At 68.6% G+C, this 22,191-nt stretch carries 1 protein-coding gene (only partly in view); it reads right to left on the bottom strand.

What is annotated here, in order from left to right; translation table 11 throughout:
* On the bottom strand, positions 1-22,191 hold the 5' portion of the coding sequence (locus Y958_RS29795; RefSeq protein ID WP_088875539.1) for a hypothetical protein. It extends 7,347 nt beyond the left edge of the window; only the first 22,191 of its 29,538 coding nucleotides appear in the window; the start codon lies at positions 22,189-22,191; its stop codon lies beyond the left edge, outside the window.

Raw genomic sequence — 22,191 nt, 5'->3', positions numbered from 1 at the left:
CAGGGTGGCGATGGCCCCGCCGAAGTAGTTGACGCCCGCGTCGTAGGCGGCCGCCACGACGCCGCCCGACAGGGTGGCGGCACCACTGACCGCCAGGCCGCTGCTGCCTGCGGTCAGGCCCAGGACGCCGCCCGTCTGACTATAGTTGCCGGTGACGGAGACGACGCTGGTGAGCACCAGGGTGGCGCCGCTGTTGACCAGGGTATGGCCGGTGACGTTGACGGCGTCGGCCAGCAAAAGCGTTCCGGCGTTGAAGGCCACGTCGGCGCCGGTGCTGGTGATGGTGCCGCCGGCCAGGGTGCCCACCTGGGTGCCGCTGCCGCCGCTGATGGTCAGACCGCCGGCCGCCAGGTTGACGATGTCGCCCTGGATCAGGCCGCTATTGACGATACCGCCGACGCTGCCGCCAGCCGCGTTGCGCAGGGCGGTGATGCCGGACAGCGTGCCGCTGTTGTCCAGCAGGCCGATGGTGGCGGCGTTCAGCAGCCCCACCTGGCCACCCTGGATCAGGCCGGTATTGGCGACGGTGGCGATGGTGCCGGCCCCGCTGTTGGCGATGGCCGTGGCACCGGTGATGAGGCCGGCGTTGGCCAGTTGGCCCAAGACGCCCTGGTTGGCGATGCCACCCGCCACGGTGCCCGCGACGGCGTTGAGCAGGAGGCCCAGCATGCCGCTGTTGGCCACGCCGGCGGTGGTGCCGGTTATCAGGCCGGCGTTGTACAGCGTGCCCAGGGTGCCGAGGTTGGACGCGGCGTCGACGCCGCCCAGCAGCACGCCGCTGTTGGCGAAGCTGCCCAGTGAGCCGCTGCTGGCGATGCGCAAGGCCGTGACGGCGCTGACCGTGCCGGTGTTGGCCAGGCTGCCCAGGGAAGCGCCGATATAGTCGCTGTGGGCCACGGCCAGCAGGGCGTTGCCCACCACCGTGCTACCGATGTCGAAACCGGTCAGATCGTTGGTGATGGACAGGGTGTAGCGGGATCCCGCGCCACCGGACACCAGGGTGGCCAGGGCAGAGCCCACGGTGTAGTTGGCCAGGCTGCTGGCGCCGGTGATGGTGACCACGCCGCCGGTCAGGGCCGCACTGCCACCGACCGCCAGCTGGCTGCCGCCCAGCGACAGCATCAGGCCGCCGCCGGTCTGGCTGTAGTTGCCGGTGATGGCAACGGTGCCGCCGATGGTCAGGGTGGCGCCGCTGTTCACCACCGTGTTGCCGCCGACATCGATGGCGTCGGCCAGCAACAGGTTGCCGGCGATGAAGGACACGCCCGACAGGCTGTTGACGATGGTGCCGCCGATCAACGTGCCCACAACACCGCCACCATTTCCGCCCCCGGGGCCGCCCACGACCACCAGGTCATGGGCCGTCAGGTTGCGGATGTTGCCCGTCAGGGTGCCGCTGTTGACCAGCGTGCCCAGATTGCCGCTGGCGGCGATGTAGAGCGCGGTGGCTGCGGTGACGGCGCCGCTGTTGGTCAGCGTGGCCAGGGTGCCGCCGATATAGTCGTTATCGGCCATCAGCAGCAGGTCGCCGCCGGCGGTCAGGCCGCTGGACGCCAGGCCGGTGACGGCGGTGACGATGGTGGCGCCGGTGTAGGTGGAACCAACCCCGCCGGCCACGAGGGTGCCCAGCGTACCGGCCAGGTAATTGGCGCCGGCGCTGACGCTGGCCACGATGGTGCCGCCGGTGATGCTGGCGGCATCGGCCACCGCCAGCTGTCCCGCACCTCGGCTGAGGTCCAGCGTGCCGCTGACCTGGCTGTAGGCGCCGCTGATGCTGACGATGCTGGTCAGGATCAGGTCGGACCCGGCGTTGACCACGCTGCCTGCCACCTGGTCGTTCAGCCACACCCCACCACCCGCGAACACCAGGTTGCCGCCGGTGACGGTGATGGTGCCCTGCGTGTTGGCGGCATAGCCGGTGAAGGTGCCGACATGCGTGCCGCTGCCGCCGGTGATGCTGAGGTCGCCGATGGTGGCGACGATGTCGCCGGCCACAATGCCGCTGTTGCTGAAGCCCGCGACCTGGCTGCCGAACCGGGCCGCGACCGGGCCCTGGATCAGGCCGGCGTTGTCGATGACCCCGAAGGCGCCGGACAGGGCGACGGTGCCGCCGACCACGGTGCCGGTGTTCACCAGGCTGCCGACGCCGCTGTTGCTGAAGACGGCGGTGCCGCCGCTGAGGAGACCACTGTTGTTCAGCAGGTCCAGGCCGTTGACGTTCACCGCCCCAAAGCGGCTGACGATGCTGCCGCTGTTGAGGATCGTGCCGGTCGTGCCGGCGGCCGCCACACCGGCATAGCCGCCGCTGATGGTGCCGCTGTTGCGCAGCAGGCCGATGGCGTTGTTATAGACGACGCCCTGGCCGGCGGTCATGCCGGCGGTGAGCGTGCCGCCCTGGATCATTCCGTCGTTCACCAGCGTATCCAGGGTGTCGGCGCGAACGCCGATGGTGCTGCCCTGGATGGTGCCGCTGTTGGCCAGGGTGTTCATCACCCCGGCGTAGACAGCCTGGGCACCAATGACCTGGCCACCGCTGGTGATGGACAGCAGGCCGATGCTGCCGCCGTAGATGCCGGTGCCCGTGGCCAGACCGCCACTGATGAGGCCGCTGTTCAGCAGGGTGCCGATGGTCCCGGCGTTGTTGATGGCGAAACCGGTACTGCCCGTGGCCCAGATGGTGCCGCGGTTGTTCAGCAGGTCGATGGTGCTGGTGGTGCGGCGGTTGTTGATGCCCGCGCTGACCCCCTGGATCAGGCCGTCGTTGGTCAGGGTGCCGATCCGCTCCTCACTCTGGAGGCCCAGCTGGGTGCCGGCCAGCACGCCGCCGGCGCTGATCGACAGGCTGGCGATGGTGCCGCCTTGTGCCAGGTAGATGCCGTTGGCGTTACCGCCGATGGACCCACTGTTCAGCAGCGACAGCACCCGGCCGCTGACGTCCAGCTCGGTGATGGAGCCGGCATTGTCCAGGATGCCGATGGTGCCGCTGTCGCCCAGGCTGCTGATCCAGCCGGTATTCGACAGGGTGCCGATGGTGCTGCTGCCGTCAACGGCAACGGCGACAGCGGCGCTGATGGTGCCGGTGTTGGACAGGTGGCCAATGCTGGCCTGGGTGAGGTTGATCCCGGTCGAGCCGCCGCCGATGGTGCCGCCGTTGCTGATGAGGGTGACCAGGCCGCTGGCGCCCAGGCTGCCCATCCAGCCGGTGTTGACCAGGCTGTCCAGGCGGCCGCCCAGGGCGACCAGCACGCTGGCGAGGCGCCCGCTGTTGTCCACGGTGCGCAGCGTGCCCGTGCCGCCCACGGACACGCCGCCCATGGTGCCACTGTTGGACAGCAGGCCCAGGGTGCCGGCGATGCCCACCTGGTTGCCGGCGGTGCCGATCATGCCGCTGTTGGACAGGGCGCCGACGCTGCCGATGGTGTCGACATGGACGGCCAAGCTGTTGCCGCTGAGGCTGCCGGCGTTGACGAAGGTACCGATGACACCGGCCACGTCCACCTGGAAGACGCCGCCCGTCAGCCTGCCGCTGTTGGTGAAGCTGCCCAGGGTGCCGGTGCTGGCCACCGTCAGGAAGCTGGAGGCCAGGCTACTGACGATGGTGTCGCTGTTGCCGGCCGAGGCCAGGCTGCCGCCGATGTAGTCGCTGGTGGCCACGGCAACCAGGTTGCCGCCGTTGGAGAGGGCGGCCACGCCCTGGTAGCCGGCGGTGAGCGAGGTGCCGCTGTAGTCGGAACCCGCGCCCCCGGCTACGACCGTGCCCAAGGTGCCGGCCAGATAGTTGCCGGTGGCCGTCTGGCCGGTCAGGGAGAAGACGGCGCCGCTGATGCTAGCCACGCCGCTGACAGCCAGCTGGTTGCCCGGGGCCATGGTGACGGTGCCGCCGGCCTCGGCATAGTTGCCAGTGATGCTGACGGTGCCGGCCAGGGTCAGGGCGATGCCGCTGTTGACCACCGTGTGGCTGCCCACGTCGATGGCGTCGTTCAGCGTCAGGGCGCCGGACGCGAACACGACGTTGCCGCCGGTGTTGCGAATGGTGCCCTGGGTGCCGGCGCCGTAGCCGGTGAAGGTGCCGATGGATCCGGCGTTGTTGATGGTCAGGTCCCGGGCGGCCAGGTTGACGATATCGCCCGCCACCAGGCCATCGTTCCGGAAATAGCCGAGAGTGCCCAGGGTGCCAATGGTCAGGGCCGCGGCATTGCCGGCCAGGGTGCCGCCGTTCAGCAGGGTACCCAGGGTGCCGTCGTTGGCGAGGCCGACGACACCCTGGATGGTACCGCTGTTGGCCAGGGTGCCGAGGGTACCCAGCGCGCTGGCCGAGCCTTCGTTGAAGATCGCGGCGCCGTTGGCGCTGGTGATCAGGCCGCTGTTGTCCACCCGGGCGATGGTGGGGCTGAGCGCGCCGCTGACCATGTTGTCGACGCCGTGCGAGGTGCCGCTGATGGTTCCAGCGTTGGTCAGCGTGCCGAGGCTACCCCCGCCGGCGTTGCCGTTGCTGCCGCCGACCCGCACGCCGATGGGACCGGAGATCTGGCCGTCGTTGATCACAGCCGCCAGCGTGCCGGCATTGGCCAGCCCCGTGAACCAGCCGTGCATGGTGCCGGCGGTGCCGATGCTGACCAGGCCGATGGTGCCGCCGTTGTACAGGCCTTGCAGCATGCCGGTGTTGGACACCGTGCCGATCCCGGCCCCCCAGTTGTTGGCCAGGGCCGAATAGGGGTAGGAGGAGGCGATGGTGCCGCTGTTTTGGATCAGGCCGATGGTGCCGGCGAAGTTGTCGATGGCGGCATAGCCGGTTCCGGCCAGCGTGCCGCTGTTGACCAGGATGCCAAGGATACCGCCCTGGCCGACGAAGACGGCGGTCTGGCCGGTGATGCCGCCCTGGTTGACCAGGGTGTCCACCCGGCCGGCGGTGCCGTAGGGGCTGATGGCCACGGCCCGGCTGCTGGTGGTGATGGCACCAGTATTGGTGAAGGTGCCCAGGCTGCCGGTACCGGCGACGTACAGGCCGGTCACGACACCGCTGATGGTGCCAGTGTTGTTCAGCGTGCCCAGCGTGCCGCCGATATAGTCGCTGAACGCCATGGCGACCAGGGCGTTGCCGGCGATGCTGCTGCCGATGTCGAAGCCGGTCAGGTCGGTGGTGATGGACAGACCGGCGTAGTTGGCGCCCGCACCACCGGAAACCAGGGTGGAAAGGGCGGATCCCACGGTGTAGTTGGCCAGGTTGCTGGCGCCAGTGATGGTCAGGGCGCCGCCGGTCATGGCCACGCTGCCGGACACGGTCAGCTGGCTGCCGTACAGGTCCATCAGCAGGCTGCCGCCGGTCTGGCTGAAGTTGCCGGCCACGGCGACGGTGCCGCCGATGGTGAGGTTGGCCCCACTGTTCACCACCGTATGGCCGGTGACGTCGATGGCGTCCTCCAGCCGCAACGCGCCTTCCGTAAAGGTCAGGTCGGACTGCGTGTTGCGGATGGTGCCACCGGTCAGCAGACCCGTGCCGCCGGCCGTGTTGCCGGCGATGGCCAGCGCGTTGGCCGACAGGTTGCGGATGTCACCCGACAGCGTGCCGGTGTTGATCAGGGTACCCAGGCTGCCGGTGGCGGCGATATAGACGGCAGCGGCGGCGGTGATGGTGCCGCTGTTGGTCAGCGTTGCCAGGGTGCCGCCGATGTAGTCGTTGTTGGCGACCAGCAGCAGGTCGTTGCCCATCGTCTGGCCGACGACGTTCAGGCCGGTCAGGTCGGACGCCAGGGTGACGCCGGCGTAGCTGGAGGCGGCACCGGCCGTGACCAGGGTGCCCAGGGTGCTGGCCAGATAGTTGCCGCTGGCGGTGACGCCCTGGGCCACCAGCACGCCGCCCGTCAGGCTGACCGCGTCGCTGACCGCCAGGCTCATGATGGACAGGGTGCCGCCCGTCTGGGCGAAGGCGCCGGTGATGGTGCCGCTGCCCAGCGTCAGGGTGGCGCCGCTGTTGGTCACCGTCTGTCCGGCGGCGTCGATATCGTCGTTCACCAGCAAGTTGCCGGCGGCGAAGGTCAGGCCGCTCAGCACATTGGTGATGGTACCCCGCCCGCCGGCATAGCCCGTGACGGTACCCACCGTGCCGGTACTGCCGCCGGTGATGACCAGCGCGCCGCTGGTGGCGTTGAGGATATCGCCCGCGATGGTGCCGGCGTTGGCCAGGGTATCCAAACGGCCGCTGATGGACAGCGCATTGTCCTGGCCGGCGATCAGGCCGGTGTTGGCCAGGGTGCCGATGGTGCCCCCCACCTGCACCGCCGTGTTGGACCGGGCGGACAGCGTGCCCTGGTTGGTGACGGTGCCAATGGTGGCGGATGCCGCCACGTAGACCGCGACGGAGGTGCCGTCGATGTTCGCCGTGTTGACTACGCTGGTGGCGGAGGCGCCCAGATAGTCGGTATGGGCGGTTGCCAGCAGGCTGCTGCCGCTGACGGCGCTGGTGATGGACAGGTTCCAGCCCTGGACGGTGGCGCCGCTGACACCCAGCGTGCCGCCGGCCTGGGCGATGGTGCTGACGTCGCCGGCCAGGATGTTGGCGGTGCCGGCGTAGACCAGCACCTGGCCCGCTAGGTCGACATTGCCGCTGGCCCGCAAGGCGCCGCTGCCGGCGATGACGTCCAGCTCACCCGCCGTCTGGCGGTAGTTGCCCACCACGTTCAGCGGCGCGTTGGACAGGATGGTGGCGCCGGTGTTGCGCAGCGTCAGGGCGCCGACGTCGACGACATCGCCCATGGAGAGGCGGCCGGCGGCCAGCACCACGTCGGCGCCGCGGCTGCGAATGGTGCCGTTCTGGAAGGAACTGGCCTGGCTGGTGTTGCCGACGATGGTCAGCCCATGGTTGCCGTCGTTGATGACGTTGCCGTCCACCGTCTGTTCGTTGTCCAGCACGTCCAGCACGCCGCCGGCGGCGATGGACACGGCGGCCAGGGTGCCGAACAGGCGGTCGGTGTTGACCAGGGTGCCCAGGCTGCCCGTGCCCGCCACATAGACGCCGGTGTTGGCGCTGATGCTGCCAGTGTTGGACAGGGTCAGCAGGCTGCCGCCGATATAGTCGTTCCGGAAGGCGGCGATCAGGCGACCGGCGCCATCCACCGTGCCGGCGACGTCCATGCCCGCCAGGCCGCCGACGGTGGCGGCGCTGTAGTCGGAGCCCGCCGCCGCGCTGACCAGGGTGGTGGTCTGGTTGACGGTGAAGTTGGCCGTGGCCTGGCCCACCCGCACGCCGCCGGCGATGGTGGCCTGGTCGGCCACCTGCAGCGGGGTGGCGGTGTTGAGCTGGAGGGTACCGCCCGCCTGGGTGTAAGCGCCAGCGATGGTCACCGCCGACGCGATGGTCAGGTTGGCGCCGGCATTGACGACGCTGGCCTGCACCTGGTCGTTCAGGGCCACATTGCCGCCCGCCAGCACCAGGGTGCCGCCGGTGACGGTGATGGTGCCTTGCGTGTTGGCGGCATAGCCGGTGAAGGTGCCCACATGCGTGCCGCTGCCGCCGGTGATGCTGAGGTCGCCGATGGTGGCAACGATGTCGCCGGCCACAATGCCGCTGTTGGTGAAGCCAATGACCTGGTTGCTGAACCGGGCCGCGACGGGGCCCTGGATCAGGCCGGCATTGTCGATGACGCCGAAGGCGCCGGACAGGGCGACGGTGCCGCCGACCACGGTGCCAGTGTTCACCAGGCTGCCGACGCCGCTGTTGCTGAAGACGGCGGTGCCGCCGCTGAGGAGACCGTTGTTGTTCAGCAGGTCCAGACCATTGACGTTCACGGCCCCAAAGCGGCTGAGGATGCTGCCGCTGTTGAGGATCGTGCCGGTCGTGCCGGCGGCCGCCACACCGGCATAGCCGCCGCTGATGGTGCCGCTGTTGCGCAGCAGGCCGACGGCGTTGTTGTAAATGATGCCCTGGCCGGCGGTCATGCCGGCGGTGAGCGTCCCGCCCTGGATGATTCCGTCGTTCACCAGCGTATCCAGGGTGTCGGCGCGAACGCCGATGGTGCTGCCCTGGATGGTGCCGCTGTTGGCCAGGGTGTTCATCTCCCCGGCGTAGACACCCTGGGCACCAATGACCTGGCCGCCGCCGGCGATGGACAGCAGGCCGATGCTGCCGCCATAGATGCCGGTGCCCAAGGGGGCCTCGGCCCGGATGAGGCCGCTGTTCACCAGCGTGCCGAGGGTGCCACCGTCGTTGCTGATGGCGGCGGCGCTGGAGCCCACACCCAGGATGGTGCCGCTGTTCACCAGCCTGGCGATGGTGCCGCCGGTGTTGCTGACGCCGACGCCGCCCCCGGTGGCGCCGATAAGGCCGGTGTTGATCAGGGTGCCGATGGACCCGGTATTGCTGTTGTTGATGCCATAGCCGGACTGGGCCTGGATGGTGCCGTCGTTGGTCAGCAGGCCGATGCTGCCCATCCCATTGTTATTGATGCCCGCTTGCTGGCCGAAGATCGTGCCCTCATTGGCCAGGGTGCCAATGGACTGATCGCTGTAGACGCCGTACCGGCTGCCGGTGATCAGGCCGTCGGCGGCGACCGACAGGAGGGCAATGGTGCCGCCGGTGGCGATGGACACGCCGGTATCGCCGCCGCCCAGCCGGCCGCTGGTCAGCAGGGTGCCGATCCATGCCGTGGGGCTGGTGCCGTTGATGCTGACGCCCAGCTGGATGGCGGTGATGGAGCCGGAATTGTCCAGCAGGCCGATGGTGCCGCCGCTGACCAGCGTGGTGATCGACCCAGTGTTGGCCAGGCTGCCGATGCCGCCGAGGTTGTAGAGGGCGGTGTGCTGACTCCAGATCGTGCCGGCGTTGCTCAGCACGCCGATGGTGCCGGCCGCGTCCACCAACACGCCAGTGTTGGCGAAAATGCCACCGGTGTTGGACAGGGTGGCGACGCTGCCGCCGGCCAGGTGGATCGCCTTGCTGAAGGCGTTGAGGATGCCGCTGTTGCTGATGGTGCCGACGGTGCCGCCGACATGCACCAGGTCCGTGCCACCGCCGTGCAGGGTACCGGTGTTGGTGTAGCCGTCCAGGCTGCCCGTGACCGCGACGTACAGCTGTGCCGCCCCCAGCGTCGCCTGGATGTCAGCGCTGTTCGCCAGCGTGGCGTAGGTGGTGCCGATATAATCGTTCAGCACCACGCCCGTCAGGGTGCCGTTGGCCGCCACACCGCCCACCGCCACGCCATCGACGGTGTTGAGGTAGCGGGCGCCGCTGTAGTCGGACGCGCCGCTGCCGGTGGCCAGCACGCCCAAGGTGGTGTGGATATAGTTGACCGTGGCCGCCAGGTCGTTCACCTGGACATAGCCGCCGCTGATGCTGATCGCGCCACTGGCGCCCAGGGTATTGGTGGTGTTCAGCGACAGGGTGCCGCCGCTTTGTCCATAGTCGCCGGTGATCCTGGCAGCTGACGCCAGGGTGACGGCGGCGCCGGTGTTCAGCACGGCGTGGCCGGTGGCGTCGATGTCGTCATTCAGCAGCACATTGCCGGCCGAGAACACCACGGTGCTGACGGTGTTGTCGATCTGGCCCCGGCCGCCGTTAAGGCCGGTGAAGGTGCCAGTGAGGGTGTCGCCGCCCTGGATTGTCAGGTCCCGGGTGGCGTTGTTCTGAATATTGCCAGCGATGACACCGCTGTTGGCCAGCAGACCCAGGGCGGAATTGCTGTCAATGGTGATGGCATTGCCACTGCCGCCGATCAGGCCGCTGTTGGCTAGGATGGCAATGCTGCCCCGGTTGGTGAGCGCCACGCCGGCGCTGCTGCTGGACAGCGTGCCGCTGTTCAGCAGGGTGCCGATGGTGCCGCCGTTCACGGCGACGGCGAAGTTGTTGCCGGAAATGGAACCGCTGTTGTCCAATAAGCCCACGCCGCCGGCATTCTGCACCACACCGCCGATGCCGCCGTTGATCCAGCCGCTGTTGGTCAGGGTGTCGATGACGCCGATATTGCCGCTGGCGCTGTGATTGCGCAGGCCGAAGTGGGTGGCGGTGATGGTGCCGCTGTTGGACAGGGTGGCGATGCTGCCCTGGCTGTTCAGGCCGGTATTGGCGGCGCTGATCAGGCCGCTGTTGCTGAGGCTGCCGATGACACCGGTGTTGCGCAGGCCGACGGAGGCGCCGATGGCGCTGCTGAAGGTGCCGCCGCCCTGGCTGATGGTGGCGGTGTTTACCAGGGTGCCGATGCTGCCCTCGGTGAAAAGCCCCGCGTACTGGCCCGTCAGCGTGCCATTGTTGGCTAGGCTGCCGACGCTGCCGCTGGTGGCCACGTACAGGGCGGTACGGCTGATTATGGTGTCGGTGTTGACCAGGCTGCCCAGCGTGCCGCCGATATAGTCGTTGCCGATGAGGGCCAGCAGGTTGCCGCCGGTGACGCTGCTGGCGATGTTCAGGTTGCCCACGCCGTCGGCGGTGATGGCGGCGCCGGTCATCAGGGTGCCGCCGGCGTGGACCAGGGTGCCCAGCGTGCCGGCGAAATAGTTGCCGGTGACGCTGAAGCCCGCCATGGCCACCGTGCCGCCCGTCAGGCTGGCGTTGCCGCTGACGTTCAGGCTGTCGGTGCCCGGCCGCAGCAGCAGGATGCCGGCGGACTGGCCATAGTCACCCGTGACGCTGACGGCGCCGGCCACCGTGACGTTGGCGCCGCTGTTGACGAGGGTATGGCCGGCCACGTTGACGGCGTCAGCCAAGGCCAGGTCGCCGGACACCAGGGCCAGGTCGCTGGCGGTATTGGTGATGGTGCCACCGGTGAAGGTGCCGGAGGCACCGCCGGCGCCGCCGCTGATGGACAGGGTATGGGCGCTACGGTTGACGATGTTGCCGGCGATGGTGCCGCTGTTGGTCAGCGTATCCAGCGTGCCGGTGCCGGCGATGTACAGGATGGTGGCGGCGCTGATGCTGCCGCTGTTGGCCAGGCTGCCCAGACTGCCGCCGACGTAATAGTTGGTATGGATGCCCAGCAGGCTGCCGCCGCTGATGCTGGTAGTGACGCCCATGCCGGTGACGGTGGCGACGTGCGCCGCGCTGTAGTCGCTGCCCGAACCGCCGGCCACCAGGGTAGAGACCTGGCCCAGGGTGGCGTTTTCGGTCGCCAGGCCGGCGACAACGGTGCCGGCCACAGTGGCGGCGTCGGTCACGGACAGCCGGCCGGACGTGCCCACCACCAGCGTGCCGCCCGCTGCCTGGGTGTAGGCGCCGGTGACCGTAATCGCGCTGGTCAGGGTGACGTCGGCGCCCAGGTTGCCGACCGTGTGGCCGGTGGCGTCGATGTCATCGTTCAGCCAGAGGTTCCCGCTGGTGAAGAGCAGGTCGCTGAGACGGCTGAGGATGCTGCCCTTGGCCGTCAGGTTCCGGCCGGTGAAGGTGCCGACCAGGCCGCCGCTGCCGCCCTGGATGGACAGGTTGGCGGCCACCGTGTCGACGCCCAGGCCGATCAGGTTGTTGTCGCCATTGACGATGGTGCCGGCGATCACGCCGCTGTTAACCAGGGTGCCGAGCGTGGCGCCGCCGCCCAGGCCCAGGGCGTAGGCGGCGTTGATGGTGCCGGTGTTGACCAGCGTGGCGATGGTGCCGCCATTGCCGACCACGCCCGCCGTCACGCCACCCAGCACGCCGCTGTTGCTGAGCGTGCCGATGCTGCCGGTGGCGGCCACGTACACGCCATAGCCGCCGCTGGTGAGGGTACCGGCGTTGTTCAGGGTGGCCAGGCCGCCGCCGAGATAGTCATTCAGGTAACGGACAACCAGGTTGCCGCCGTCCTGCGCCACGCTGCCGCTGAGGCCGAAGAGGCTGGCCAGGGTGGCGGCGCCATAGTCGGCGGTGGTGGCCTGGACCAGGGTGGGCGTGTCGCCCGCCCTGTAGTTGCCCAGGGCGTCGGTCAGCACCCGGCCGGTGACGGTGGCGCTGTCGGCCGTCAGCAGGCCGGTGGTGGTGCCGATCAGCAGGCCGCCGGCCATGCGCAGGGTGCCGGTCACGGCCACGGTGCCGCCCAGCGTCACGAAGGCCGGGCTGTCGATGGACAGCGCGCCGGTGCCGGCGTTGACCGAATCGTTCAGCCGGATGGTACCCTGGGTGACGTGGATGTCGCCCAGGGTGTGGGTGATGGTGCCGCCGGTGAAGGTGCCCACACCGGTGCCGCCGGCCAGCAGCAGGCTGGCGCCGGCGCGGTCGTCGATGATGTCGCCGGTGATCACGCCGCTGTTGACCAGCGTGCCCACGGCCGTGGCGCCACCGGCGATGTAGACGGCGGTGGCGGCGCTGACAGTGCCGGTGTTGGTGATGTCGGCGCCCAGGCTGCCGCCGATGTAGTAGTTTTGCGCCGTCACCACCACGGCGTTGTTCGTGACGCTGTTGGTCAGCGCCAGATGCGCCAGGTTGCTGGCGATGGTCGCGGCGCTGTAGTCAGACCCCAAGCCGCCGGTTACCAGGGTGGCCTGCTGGCCCGGCAGGAAATTGTCGGTGGCCACGCCCGCGCGCAACTGGCCGGCGATGGTGGCCTGGCCGTCGATGGCCAGCTGGCCACCCTTGCCTACCACCAGTGTGCCGGCGCTACCCTGGACGTAGGTGCCGGTGACATCGATGGTGTCGACCAGGGTCAGGCTGGCGCCGCTGTTGAGCGCGGTGTGGCCGGTGACGTCAACGTCATCGTTCAGCAGCAGGCTGCCGCCGCTGAACACCAGGTTGCTCAGCTTGTTCTGGATCAGGCCGTTGCCGGTCTGGCCAGTGAAGGTGCCGACCGTCCCGTTGCCGCCGCCCTGGATGGTCAGGTCACTGGCGACGGTGTCGTTGGGCAGGAAACCCAGGACGCCGCTGTTGCCGTTGACGATGGTGCCGGCGATGACGCCGCTGTTGATCAGCGTGCCGATGCTGCTGGCGCCGCCCTGGCTACCCACCATGAGCAGGGCATACTGGGCGTTGATGGTGCCGCTGTTGACCAGCGTGCCAATGCTGGAGGCCGCCATCAGGCCGGCATAGGAAATGCCGGCGAAGGAATTGTAGGCGCCGGTGATGGTGCCGGCGTTTGCGAAGCGCGTGGTGCTGTCGCCAAACAAGGCGATAGCCCCCCGGACGACGCCGGTGTTGAGCACACTGCCCACGGTGCCCGTCAACCCGATGGCGGAGATGGCGCTGATGGTCCCGTTGTTGACCAGGGTATCGATGACACCACCGAGGGCCACGGCCTGCTGTGTCCCGATGACCGCGCCGTCGTTGGTCATGGTGCCGACGCTGCCGGTGCTGGCGACGACGATGCCGGGGAAGGCGCTGGTGATGGTGCCGCTGTTGGTCAGGGTCACCAGGCTACCGCCAATGTAGTCGCTGCTGAACTGCGCCAGCAGCGCGCCGCCGCTCTGGACCAGGGTGCCCAGGACGATGGCGGAGCCAGTGCCGATGGTCCCGTTCAGGGTGGCGCCGCCGTAGGCGCCGGTGGCGCCGCCGATCACGGTCCGCGCCTGGCCGACGATGTAGTTGCCGGAGGCGTCCAGGCCGATCTGGCCGCCCGTCACCGTCGCGCTGTCGGCCTGCAGGGTGTTGGCGCTGCTCACCACCAGCGTGCCGGCGCTCTGCGCATAGGTGCCGGTGACGGTGATGGCGCCGCCCAGGGTGATGGCGGCGCCGCTGTTGATGACGCTGTGGCCAGTGGCCAGGATGTCGTCGTTCAGCAGCAGGTTGCCGCCGGCGATGGACAGGTTGCTTACCCTGTTGTCGATCAGGCCCTTGCCGGTCAGGCCGGTGAAGGTGCCCACGAGGGTGCCGGTGCCGCCCAGCAGGGTCAGGTCGCCGACGGCGGTATCCACCTGGCCCGTCCACGCCCCCGTGGCGTCGCCATTCATGAGGTTGCCCCGGATCAGGCCGCTGTTGGCCACGGTACCCAGGCCGGAATTGCCGTAGGAGCGGATGACGACGCCGGCGGCGATGGTGCCGGTGTTGATCACGGTGCCCAGGGCGGCGCCGTAGGCCTCCTGGATCGCCACGTTGTCGGCCAGGATGGTCCCGGAGTTGACGATGGTGCCGATCGTCCCCGGTATGCCGTAGTTGTTGATGGCCGTGCCGCTGCCGCTGATGCGAATGGTGCCCTGGTTCAGCACCGTGCCGATGGTGCCGTAGGTGTTGGAGATGGCGTTGCCGTTATGGTCCGCCGCCATCAGGCCGCTGTTGGCGATGGTACCGACGGTGGCGTAGGAGATCTGCACGAGACCGGCTGAGGTGGTGCCATAGCCGCTCAAGGTGCCGCTGTTGGTCACCAAGCCGACCCGAGAGAATGCAAGATTGATATTGGCCCGGCCACTGATCACCCCCTGGTTGTCAATGGTGCCGATGACGTTCCCGGTGCCGCTGCTGAAGATGGCGTTGAAACCGGTGATGGTGCCGGAGTTGGTGATCTGGCCGATGGTCCCGCTATTGTTGGAGATGGCGTAGATTTGATAGACGCTGAAATCACCGGGATCGTTGGCGACGGCGATCAGGCCGGCGTTGGTGATGGTGCCGATAGAGCTGAACTGGCCGTTGTAGATGGCCGCGGTGTCCTGATGCAGGGTGCCGGCAGCGGTGACGGTGATGGTGCCGCCGGCCTGGTTTTCCAGCAGGCCCAGGGTGTTGTAGTTCAGGATGGGGCGGTAGGCGCCCGTGACCAGGCCGCTGTTGCTGAAGGTCCCTAGGCTGCCGGTGCCCCCGACCTGCAGGGCCACGGCCCCCGCCAGCGTGCCGCTGTTGGACAGGCTGCCATAACTGGCGCCGATGTAGTTGCCGGTGGCGAACAGCGCCAGGTTGTTGCCGGTCACGGTGCTGCCCATGCCCGGGATGGCGCTGCCGGTCACCGTGGCGCCGGTGTAGTCGGACCCCGCACCGCCGGCCACCAGGGTGCCGTAGATGCTGCCGGCCAGATAGTTGCCGGTGTCAGAAAGGGCGGCGGCGGCGACGGTGCCGCCGCCGATGCTGGCGGCCCCGCTGACCACCAGTTCCGCCCCCGTACCCAGGGCGAGCGTGCCGGTCGCCTGGCTGTAGTTGCCGGTGACGCTGACGATGGTGGAGAGGGACACGGCGGCCCCGGCGTTGGCCAGCGTGCCCGTACCGACATTGACGGCGTCGTTCAGCAGCAGGCTGCCGCCGGCCAGCACGACGTTGGCCAGCGTGCTGGTGATGGTGCCCTGGTTGGTCAGGCTGCCGCCCGTCAGGGTGCCCACCGTGCCGCTGGTGCCGCCCGTGATGCTGAGGGTGTTGGCGCTGGCGTTGACGATGTCACCGGCGATGGTGCCGGTGTTGACCAGGGCGCCCAGGCTGCCCGTGCCGGCGATGTACAAGGCGGTAGGTCCGGTCAGCAGGCCGGTGACGCTGATCGTGCCGTAGCTGCCGCCGATATAGTCGGTGGTGGCGAGCGCGAGCAGTTCGCTGCCGCTGGTACCCACAGTCAGCTGCGCATGGCCATCCAGCGCGCCGTGATTGACGAAGGTGCCGGCGTAGGTCAGGCCACCCGTGGCCTGCACCAGGGTGCCCACCGTGTCGCTCACCAGGTAATTGGCGGCGCTGTCGCCGGCGACCGAGGCCGCCACCTGGCCGGCGATGCTGGCCACGCCGATGACGTTCAGTTGCGCCGCCCCATCCAGCACCAGGGTGCCGGCGGACTGGCTGTAGGCACCCGTCAGGTTGATGGTGTTGACCAGGGTGAGGGCCGCACCGGTGTTGGACACGGTATGGGCGTTGGCCCGGACGTCGTCGTTCAGCAGCAGGGCGCCGCTGGCGAACACCAGGTTGCTCAGGCTGTTGAAGATCAGGCCCGTGGAGACACCATCCTGGCCGGTGAAGGTGCCCACCGTACCGCCGGTGCCGCCCTGGATGGTCAGGTCGCCGGCGACGGTGTCGTTATAGTCGGTGCTGCCGTTGTAGATGCCGCCCCGGATCAGGCCGCTGTTCACCAGGGTGCCCAGGCTGGCGTTCGCAAAACCCAAGTAGGCCCTGACGCCCATGATGGTGCCGCTGTTGACCAGGGTCCCGATGCCGCCGCCGTAGCTGTTCTGGATGGCGGTAGTGCCGCTGATGGTGCCGCTGTTCCCCAGCGCGGTGAGGCTGGCGTAGGCCATCCTGATGCCGATGGCCGCGGCGATGGTGCCCTGGTTGACCAGCGTATTGATGGTGGCGAAGTTGAGGTTGACGCCATAGCCATACCCGTCGGTGCTGACCAGGCCGCTGTTCACCAGGGTGTTGATGGTGCTGTTCGACAGGTTCAGCGCGACCGGCACGCCGGCGCCGGCCAGGGCCTCCAGCGTGCCGCTGTTGGCCAGCAGCGTGACCTGGGCGTATTCCAGGCTGACGGCGTAGGTGCCGCTGATCAGGCCGGCGTTGGCCAGGGTGCTGAGGGTGCTGTTGTTGCCGCTGTAGAGGCCCATCGTGCCGGTGATGGTGCCGATGCTGGTGTTTTCCAGCAGGCCGATGCTGCCCCGGTTTTCGACGGCCCTGCCGCCGCCGATGCTGATCAGACCGTTATTGGTGAAGGTGCCGAGTTGGCCATTCTGCACGATGCTGAGGCCGACATGGCCCGCCAACGTGCCGTTGTTGGCCAGGCTGCCCAGGCTGCCGCCGATATAGTTGCCGGTGGCGCCCAGCAGCAGGCCGTTGTTGGACACGGTGCCGGCCAGGCCCAGGGCGTGGCTGCCGGTGGTGACAGCGACGTTGGTGTAGCTGGACCCGGCCCCGCCGGCCACCAGGGTGGCGTAGGTGCTGCCGACCAGGTAATTGCCCAGAGTGGATTGGCGGGCGACGGAAACGGTGCCGCCGCTGATGCTGGCGGCGCCGCTGACCACCAGTTCCGCCCCCGTGGCCAGGGCCAGGGTGCCGGTCGCCTGGCTGTAGTTGCCGGTGACGCTGACGATGGTGGAGAGGGATACGGTGGCCCCGGCATTGGCCAGCGTGCCCGTGCCGACGTTCACGGCGTCGTTCAACAGCAGGCTGCCGCCGGCCAGGACGACGTTGGCGAGAGTGCTGGTGATGGTGCCCTGGCTGGTCAGGCTGGCGCCCCTCAAGGTGCCGACCACGCCGCCCGTGCCGCCGCTGATGGTGAGGTCGGCCGTGCCGAGATTGACGATGTCGCCGGCGATGGTGCCGCTGTTGGCCAGGGCGCCCAGGCTGCCCGTGCCCGCGATGTACAGGGCGGTGGGTGCCGTCAGCAGGCCGGTGACGCTGATCGTGCCGTAGCTGCCACCGATATAGTCGTTGATCGCCAGGGCCAGCAGCTGGTTGCTGGTGGTGCCGTTGACCAGGACCACGTGGCCGTCCAGCGCCGTGCCCGTCAGGCTGCCGCTGTAGGATACGCCGCCATCGGCCTGCACCACGGTCCCGACGGCGTCACCCACCACATAGTTGGCGCCGGCATTGCCGCTGAGCGTGACTTGGTACAGGCCCGCCAGCCCGGCGCTGCCGGTGACCGACAGCCCGCCGGCGGTGCCCATGGACAGGGTGCCGCCCAACTGGCTGTAGGCGCCGGTGATGGTGACCACCGTGTCCAGGGCCAGGGCGGCGGCGACATTGGTGACGGAATAGCCGGGGACGTAGATGTCGTCGTGCAGCAGCAGGGCGCCCGAGGTGAAGGTGACGTTGCCCAGCGTGTTGTAGATCATGCCCTTGGCAGACATGTCCCAGGCGGTGAAGGTACCCACCGTGCCGGTGTCGCCACCCTGGATGGTGAAATCGGTGCCGATGGTGTCGGAGCTGTAGAGGGCACCCGTCACTGCGCCCGCGATGACACCGGCGTTGATCAGCGTGCCGATGACGGCACCGTTGTGGTTGGCCAGCGCGTAGCCGCTGCCGTTGGCGGCGCGCAGGGTGCCGGTGTTGATCAGCGTGCCGATGGTGGCGGTGTCGCCGTTCAGGATGGCGCCCGTGCCGCCGCTGATCAGGCCGCTGTTGACCAGGGTGCCGATGCTGGCGCTGCTGCTGAAGTTCCCGATGCCGAGGCCGGCGGCGATGATGGTGCCGCTGTTGAGCACGGTGCCGATGGTGCTGGACGCATAGTTGACGATACCGTTGCCGCCGTAGCCGGTCTCGCTGATCACTCCGGCGTTGTCGACGGTTTCGGCACTGGCGCCTTGCAGCAGGATGATGCCGTCGCCGAACGTAGCGGTGCCGGCGATGGTGCCGGTGTTGGTGATCAGCCCGGCCCGGGCGTTATACAGCTCGATGGCGGAGGCAGAGGCGCCGATGCTGCCGCTGTTGGCGATCGTGCCCACGGTCGCGCCAGTGTCGAGCTGGACGCCCCTATGGGCGATGATGGTGCCGCTGTTGTCGAGCTGGCCGAGAGAGCCGCCGCGATCGTAGATGCCGATACCGGTCATGCCCGTGACGGAGATCAGGCCGCTATTGCTGAAGGTGTCCAGGGTGCCGAGGTTGCCCACGACCAAGCCAAAGGCGCCGGACAGGGTGCCGGTGTTGGCCAGACTGCCATAGGTGCCGCCGATATAGTTGCCGGTGGCGCCCAGCAACAGGGCGTCGCCGGAGACGATGCCGCCGATGCCCCCCACCACAGCACTGTTGTTGGTAACCGTCACCCCGTCATAGCTGGACCCCGCGCCACCCGTCACCAGGGTGTCCAGGATGGTGCCGGCCAGGTAGTTGCCGGTGGCGGACAGCGGACGCCCCGACACCAGGCTGCCGCCGGTGATGCTGGCAGCCCCGCTGACCGCCAGCGTGCCGCTGCCGCCCAGTTCCAGGCCGCCGGTGGTCTGGTTGTAATTGCCGCTGACATTAACCAGGGTGGACAGCGTCAGATTGGCGCCATTGTTGACCAGGGTGCCGGTGCCGACATGGACGGCGTCGTTCAATGCCAGGTTGCCACCGCCCAGCACCACGTTGGCCAGCGTGCTGGCGATGGTGCCCTGGTTGGTCAGGCTGCTGCCCGTCAGGGTGCCGATGGTTAGACCGGCGCCGCCCAGGATCGTCAGGTCGCGGGCGCTGTCGTTGGTGATGTCGCCGGCGATGGTGCCGCTGTTGGCCAGTGCGCCCAGGGTGCCCGTGCCGGCAATGTAGAGCGCGGTGGGGGCCGACAGCAGCGTGCCGCCACCAATGCTGAGGGTGCCGTAGGTGCCGCCGATATAATCGCTGGCGGCCAGAGCCATCAAATCGGTGCCGGTGGTGCCATCGCCGACGGCCAGGTGGCCGCCCAGCGCGCTGCGGCCCAGGCTGCCGCTCCACACCAGACCGCCATCCGCATGCACCAGCGTGGCAACGGTATCGCCCACAAGGAAGTTGGCGGTGGCCATGCCGGCGAGGTCGGCCTGCACCAGGCCGCCCACCATGGCCGCACCCGTGACCGACAGGCCGCCGGCCGCGCCCAGCACCAGGGTGCCCGCCGCCTGGTCATAGACGCCGGTGATGGTGAGCAGGGTGGCGACCTGCAGGCTGGCACCGGCGTTGGTGACCGTATGGCCGGTGGCATTGATATCGTCGTTCAGCAGCAACGCGCCGGCGCTGAAGGTCAGGTCGCCCATCTGGTTGACGATCAGCCCCTTGGCCACCCCGTCCTGGCCGGTGAAGGTGCCCACCGTGCCGCCGGCGCCGCCCTGGATGGTCAGGTCAGTGCCGTTTTCGCTGGTGATGCCGCCTTCGATCAGGCCGCTGTTCACCAAGGTACCGAAGTCACCGGAGGTGTAGAGGGCAGTGCGGGCACTGATGGTACCGCTGTTCACCAGGGTGCCGAGGACGCCGGAGGACCAGTTCCTGATGGCGGCGTTGGCGGTAGTGATGGTGCCGCTGTTGGCGAAGATTCCAACCCTGCCAAACTGCCCGCCGTACCCGCCGTTGGATAGCGCGCCGCCACTGCCGCCGTTGATCACGCCGCTGTTGCTGATAGTGCCGATGCTGCCATTGGTGTTGACGACGAAGGTGCCATTCCGGATCGACACCAGGCCGCTGTTGGCGATGCTGCCGATCGTGCTGTTGTCGGCACTGACGATGTAGCTATTGACGCTGCTGTTGGCCGCGACCACCGTGCCGCTGTTGCTGATCTGCCCAATGGTGGCATAGCTCAATTGGATGGCGGTGCCTGTCGGGTATGAGGCGCCCACCACCATGGTGCCGCTGTTGGCAATGCCGCCGATGGCGGCCAGCGCGCCGCTGCTGCCGATGGCGGCGACGAGATAGCGGCCGGTTAGGGTGCCGCTGTTGATGAAGGTGCCGATGGTGCCGCCGCTTTGGACACCGATGACGATACCGCCCTGGCCCTGGATGGTGCCGATGGACTGGTTGTCCAGCGTGTCGACAGTGCCGCTGACGACCACGCCGGAGTGACCCAGGATGGTGCCGCTGTTGATCAGCTGGCCGACGGTGCCGGTGACGCTGATGCCCGCACCGACGGGGGTGGCCAGGGAGAGGTCGGATGCCAGCAGGCCGGCGTTGGTCAGCGTGCCGATGCTGCCGTCGTTGCGCAGGGCCGTCAGGCCGCTGTAGTTCGACACGGTGATGGTGCCGCCGTCCCGGTTTTCCAGGACATCAATGGCACCGGTGTTGAGGACGCCCCGGGTGCCGCCGGAGATATAGCCGCTGTTCACCAGGGTGTGGAGGAGAAGGCTGTTGTCCACGCCGGCGGCATTGGAGGAAACGATGCTGCCGCTGGCCTGGTTTTCCAGCAGGCCGACGGTGCCGTAGACGAAGGCGGCGGGGGCGACGTTGATGGCGCTGCCGATGCCCTGGATGACACCGGCATTGGTCAGGGTGGTGATGCCGCCGTAGACATTGATGGCATGGCTGTTGCCCGCGATGGTGGCGCCGGCCTGGTTCCGCAGCAGGCCGACGGTGCCGTCGACCTCGACCCCCACGGCACTGCCGCTGATCAGGCCGCTGTTGCTCAGCGTGCCCACGGTGCCGGCCGTGCCGTGCAGAGTGGGGGTGACGATCAGGATGGCTTCGACGCTGTTGCCGCCGATGGTGGCGCCGGCCAGGTTCTGCAGCAGGCCGATGCTGCCCTGGACGAACAGGCTGAGGATGTTGCCGGTGATGGTGCCGCTGTTGTTCAGCGTGCCGATGGTGCCGTTGGCGTTGAAGCCGCTGGAGCCGCTGACCTGGATCAGGCCGGCGTTGTCCAGGGTGCCGATGGCGCCGTGCAGGTCGAGGCTGGAAATGGTGCCGGTGGTCTCGTTACGGAAGCCGCCCAGGCTGCCCGTCGCGGCCACGTACAGGCTGCTGATGCTGCCGGTGTTGGTCACGCCGGCCAGCGTGCCGCCGATATAGTCGCTGTCCGCCAGGGCCAGCAGGTTGGACGTGTCCGTCCCCGTCACCAGCGCCAGGGTGAGGCCGCTGGTCAGGGCGCCGGTGATGCCGCTGTAGCTGCCGCTGTCGGCGGCGATCAGCGTGCCCACGGTGTCGCCCACCACGTAATTGCCGCCCGCCGCCAGGCTGGCCAGCGAGGCCGTGACGGTGGCGCCGGTGACGGTGGCGCCGCCGCTGACCACCAGTTCGCCGCTGTTAAGGGCCAGGCTGCCGCCCGTCTGGGCGTAGTCGCCGGTGACGCTGACGATGCTGGCCAGAATGATGCCGGCACCGCTGTTCACCAGGGTCTGGCCGGTGACATTGATATTGTCGTTCAGCAGCAAGCCGCCGCCACCCAGGGTCAGGTTGGCGAGATTGCTGGTGATGGTACCCTGGTTGCCGGACACGCCGGTGAAGGTGCCGACCGCGCCGCCGGTGCCGCCGAAGATGGTAACGGCGCTGTCGCCGCCCAGCAGCAGGTTGCCTTGGATCATGCCGCTGTTGACCAGCGAGACCAGGGTGTTGCCCAGGCCGATTTCGATGGCGTTGCCGGCGGAGACGATGCTGCCGGTGTTCATCAGCGTGGTCAGCGTGACGTAGCCGGCGGCCTGGGTGCCGGCCAGATACGCCCCGCGGATGCTGCCCTGGATCAGGCCCTGGTTGATCAGGAAGCTGGTGCCGTCGGTGTACTTGAGGGCGGTGGCGCCGCTGAGGGTGCCGCTGTTGGTGAGGGTCAGGTTGCCCGATGACTGCGTCGCCACGAACGACGTGCTGCCGCCGGTGATGGTGGTATCCGCCGCCGTTGCCCGGGGGGCCGTCAGGGCCGTGCCCATGGCCAGGAGGGAGGTGCCAGCCAGCAGCAGTGTGCGCGATGGCCGTGCGCGCAACGGCCACGTCCGCGTGTCCTGGCCCTGCGTATCCAGGTCCTTGCGCACGTCCGGCAGCATCTTGCCCAT

The sequence above is a fragment of the Nitrospirillum viridazoti CBAmc genome (assembly GCF_000730165.1).
GTDB classification, from domain to species: Bacteria; Pseudomonadota; Alphaproteobacteria; order Azospirillales; family Azospirillaceae; genus Nitrospirillum; species Nitrospirillum viridazoti.
The sequence above is the reverse complement of the archived record's forward strand: the minus strand, read 5'-3'. Positions and strand labels throughout refer to the sequence as shown.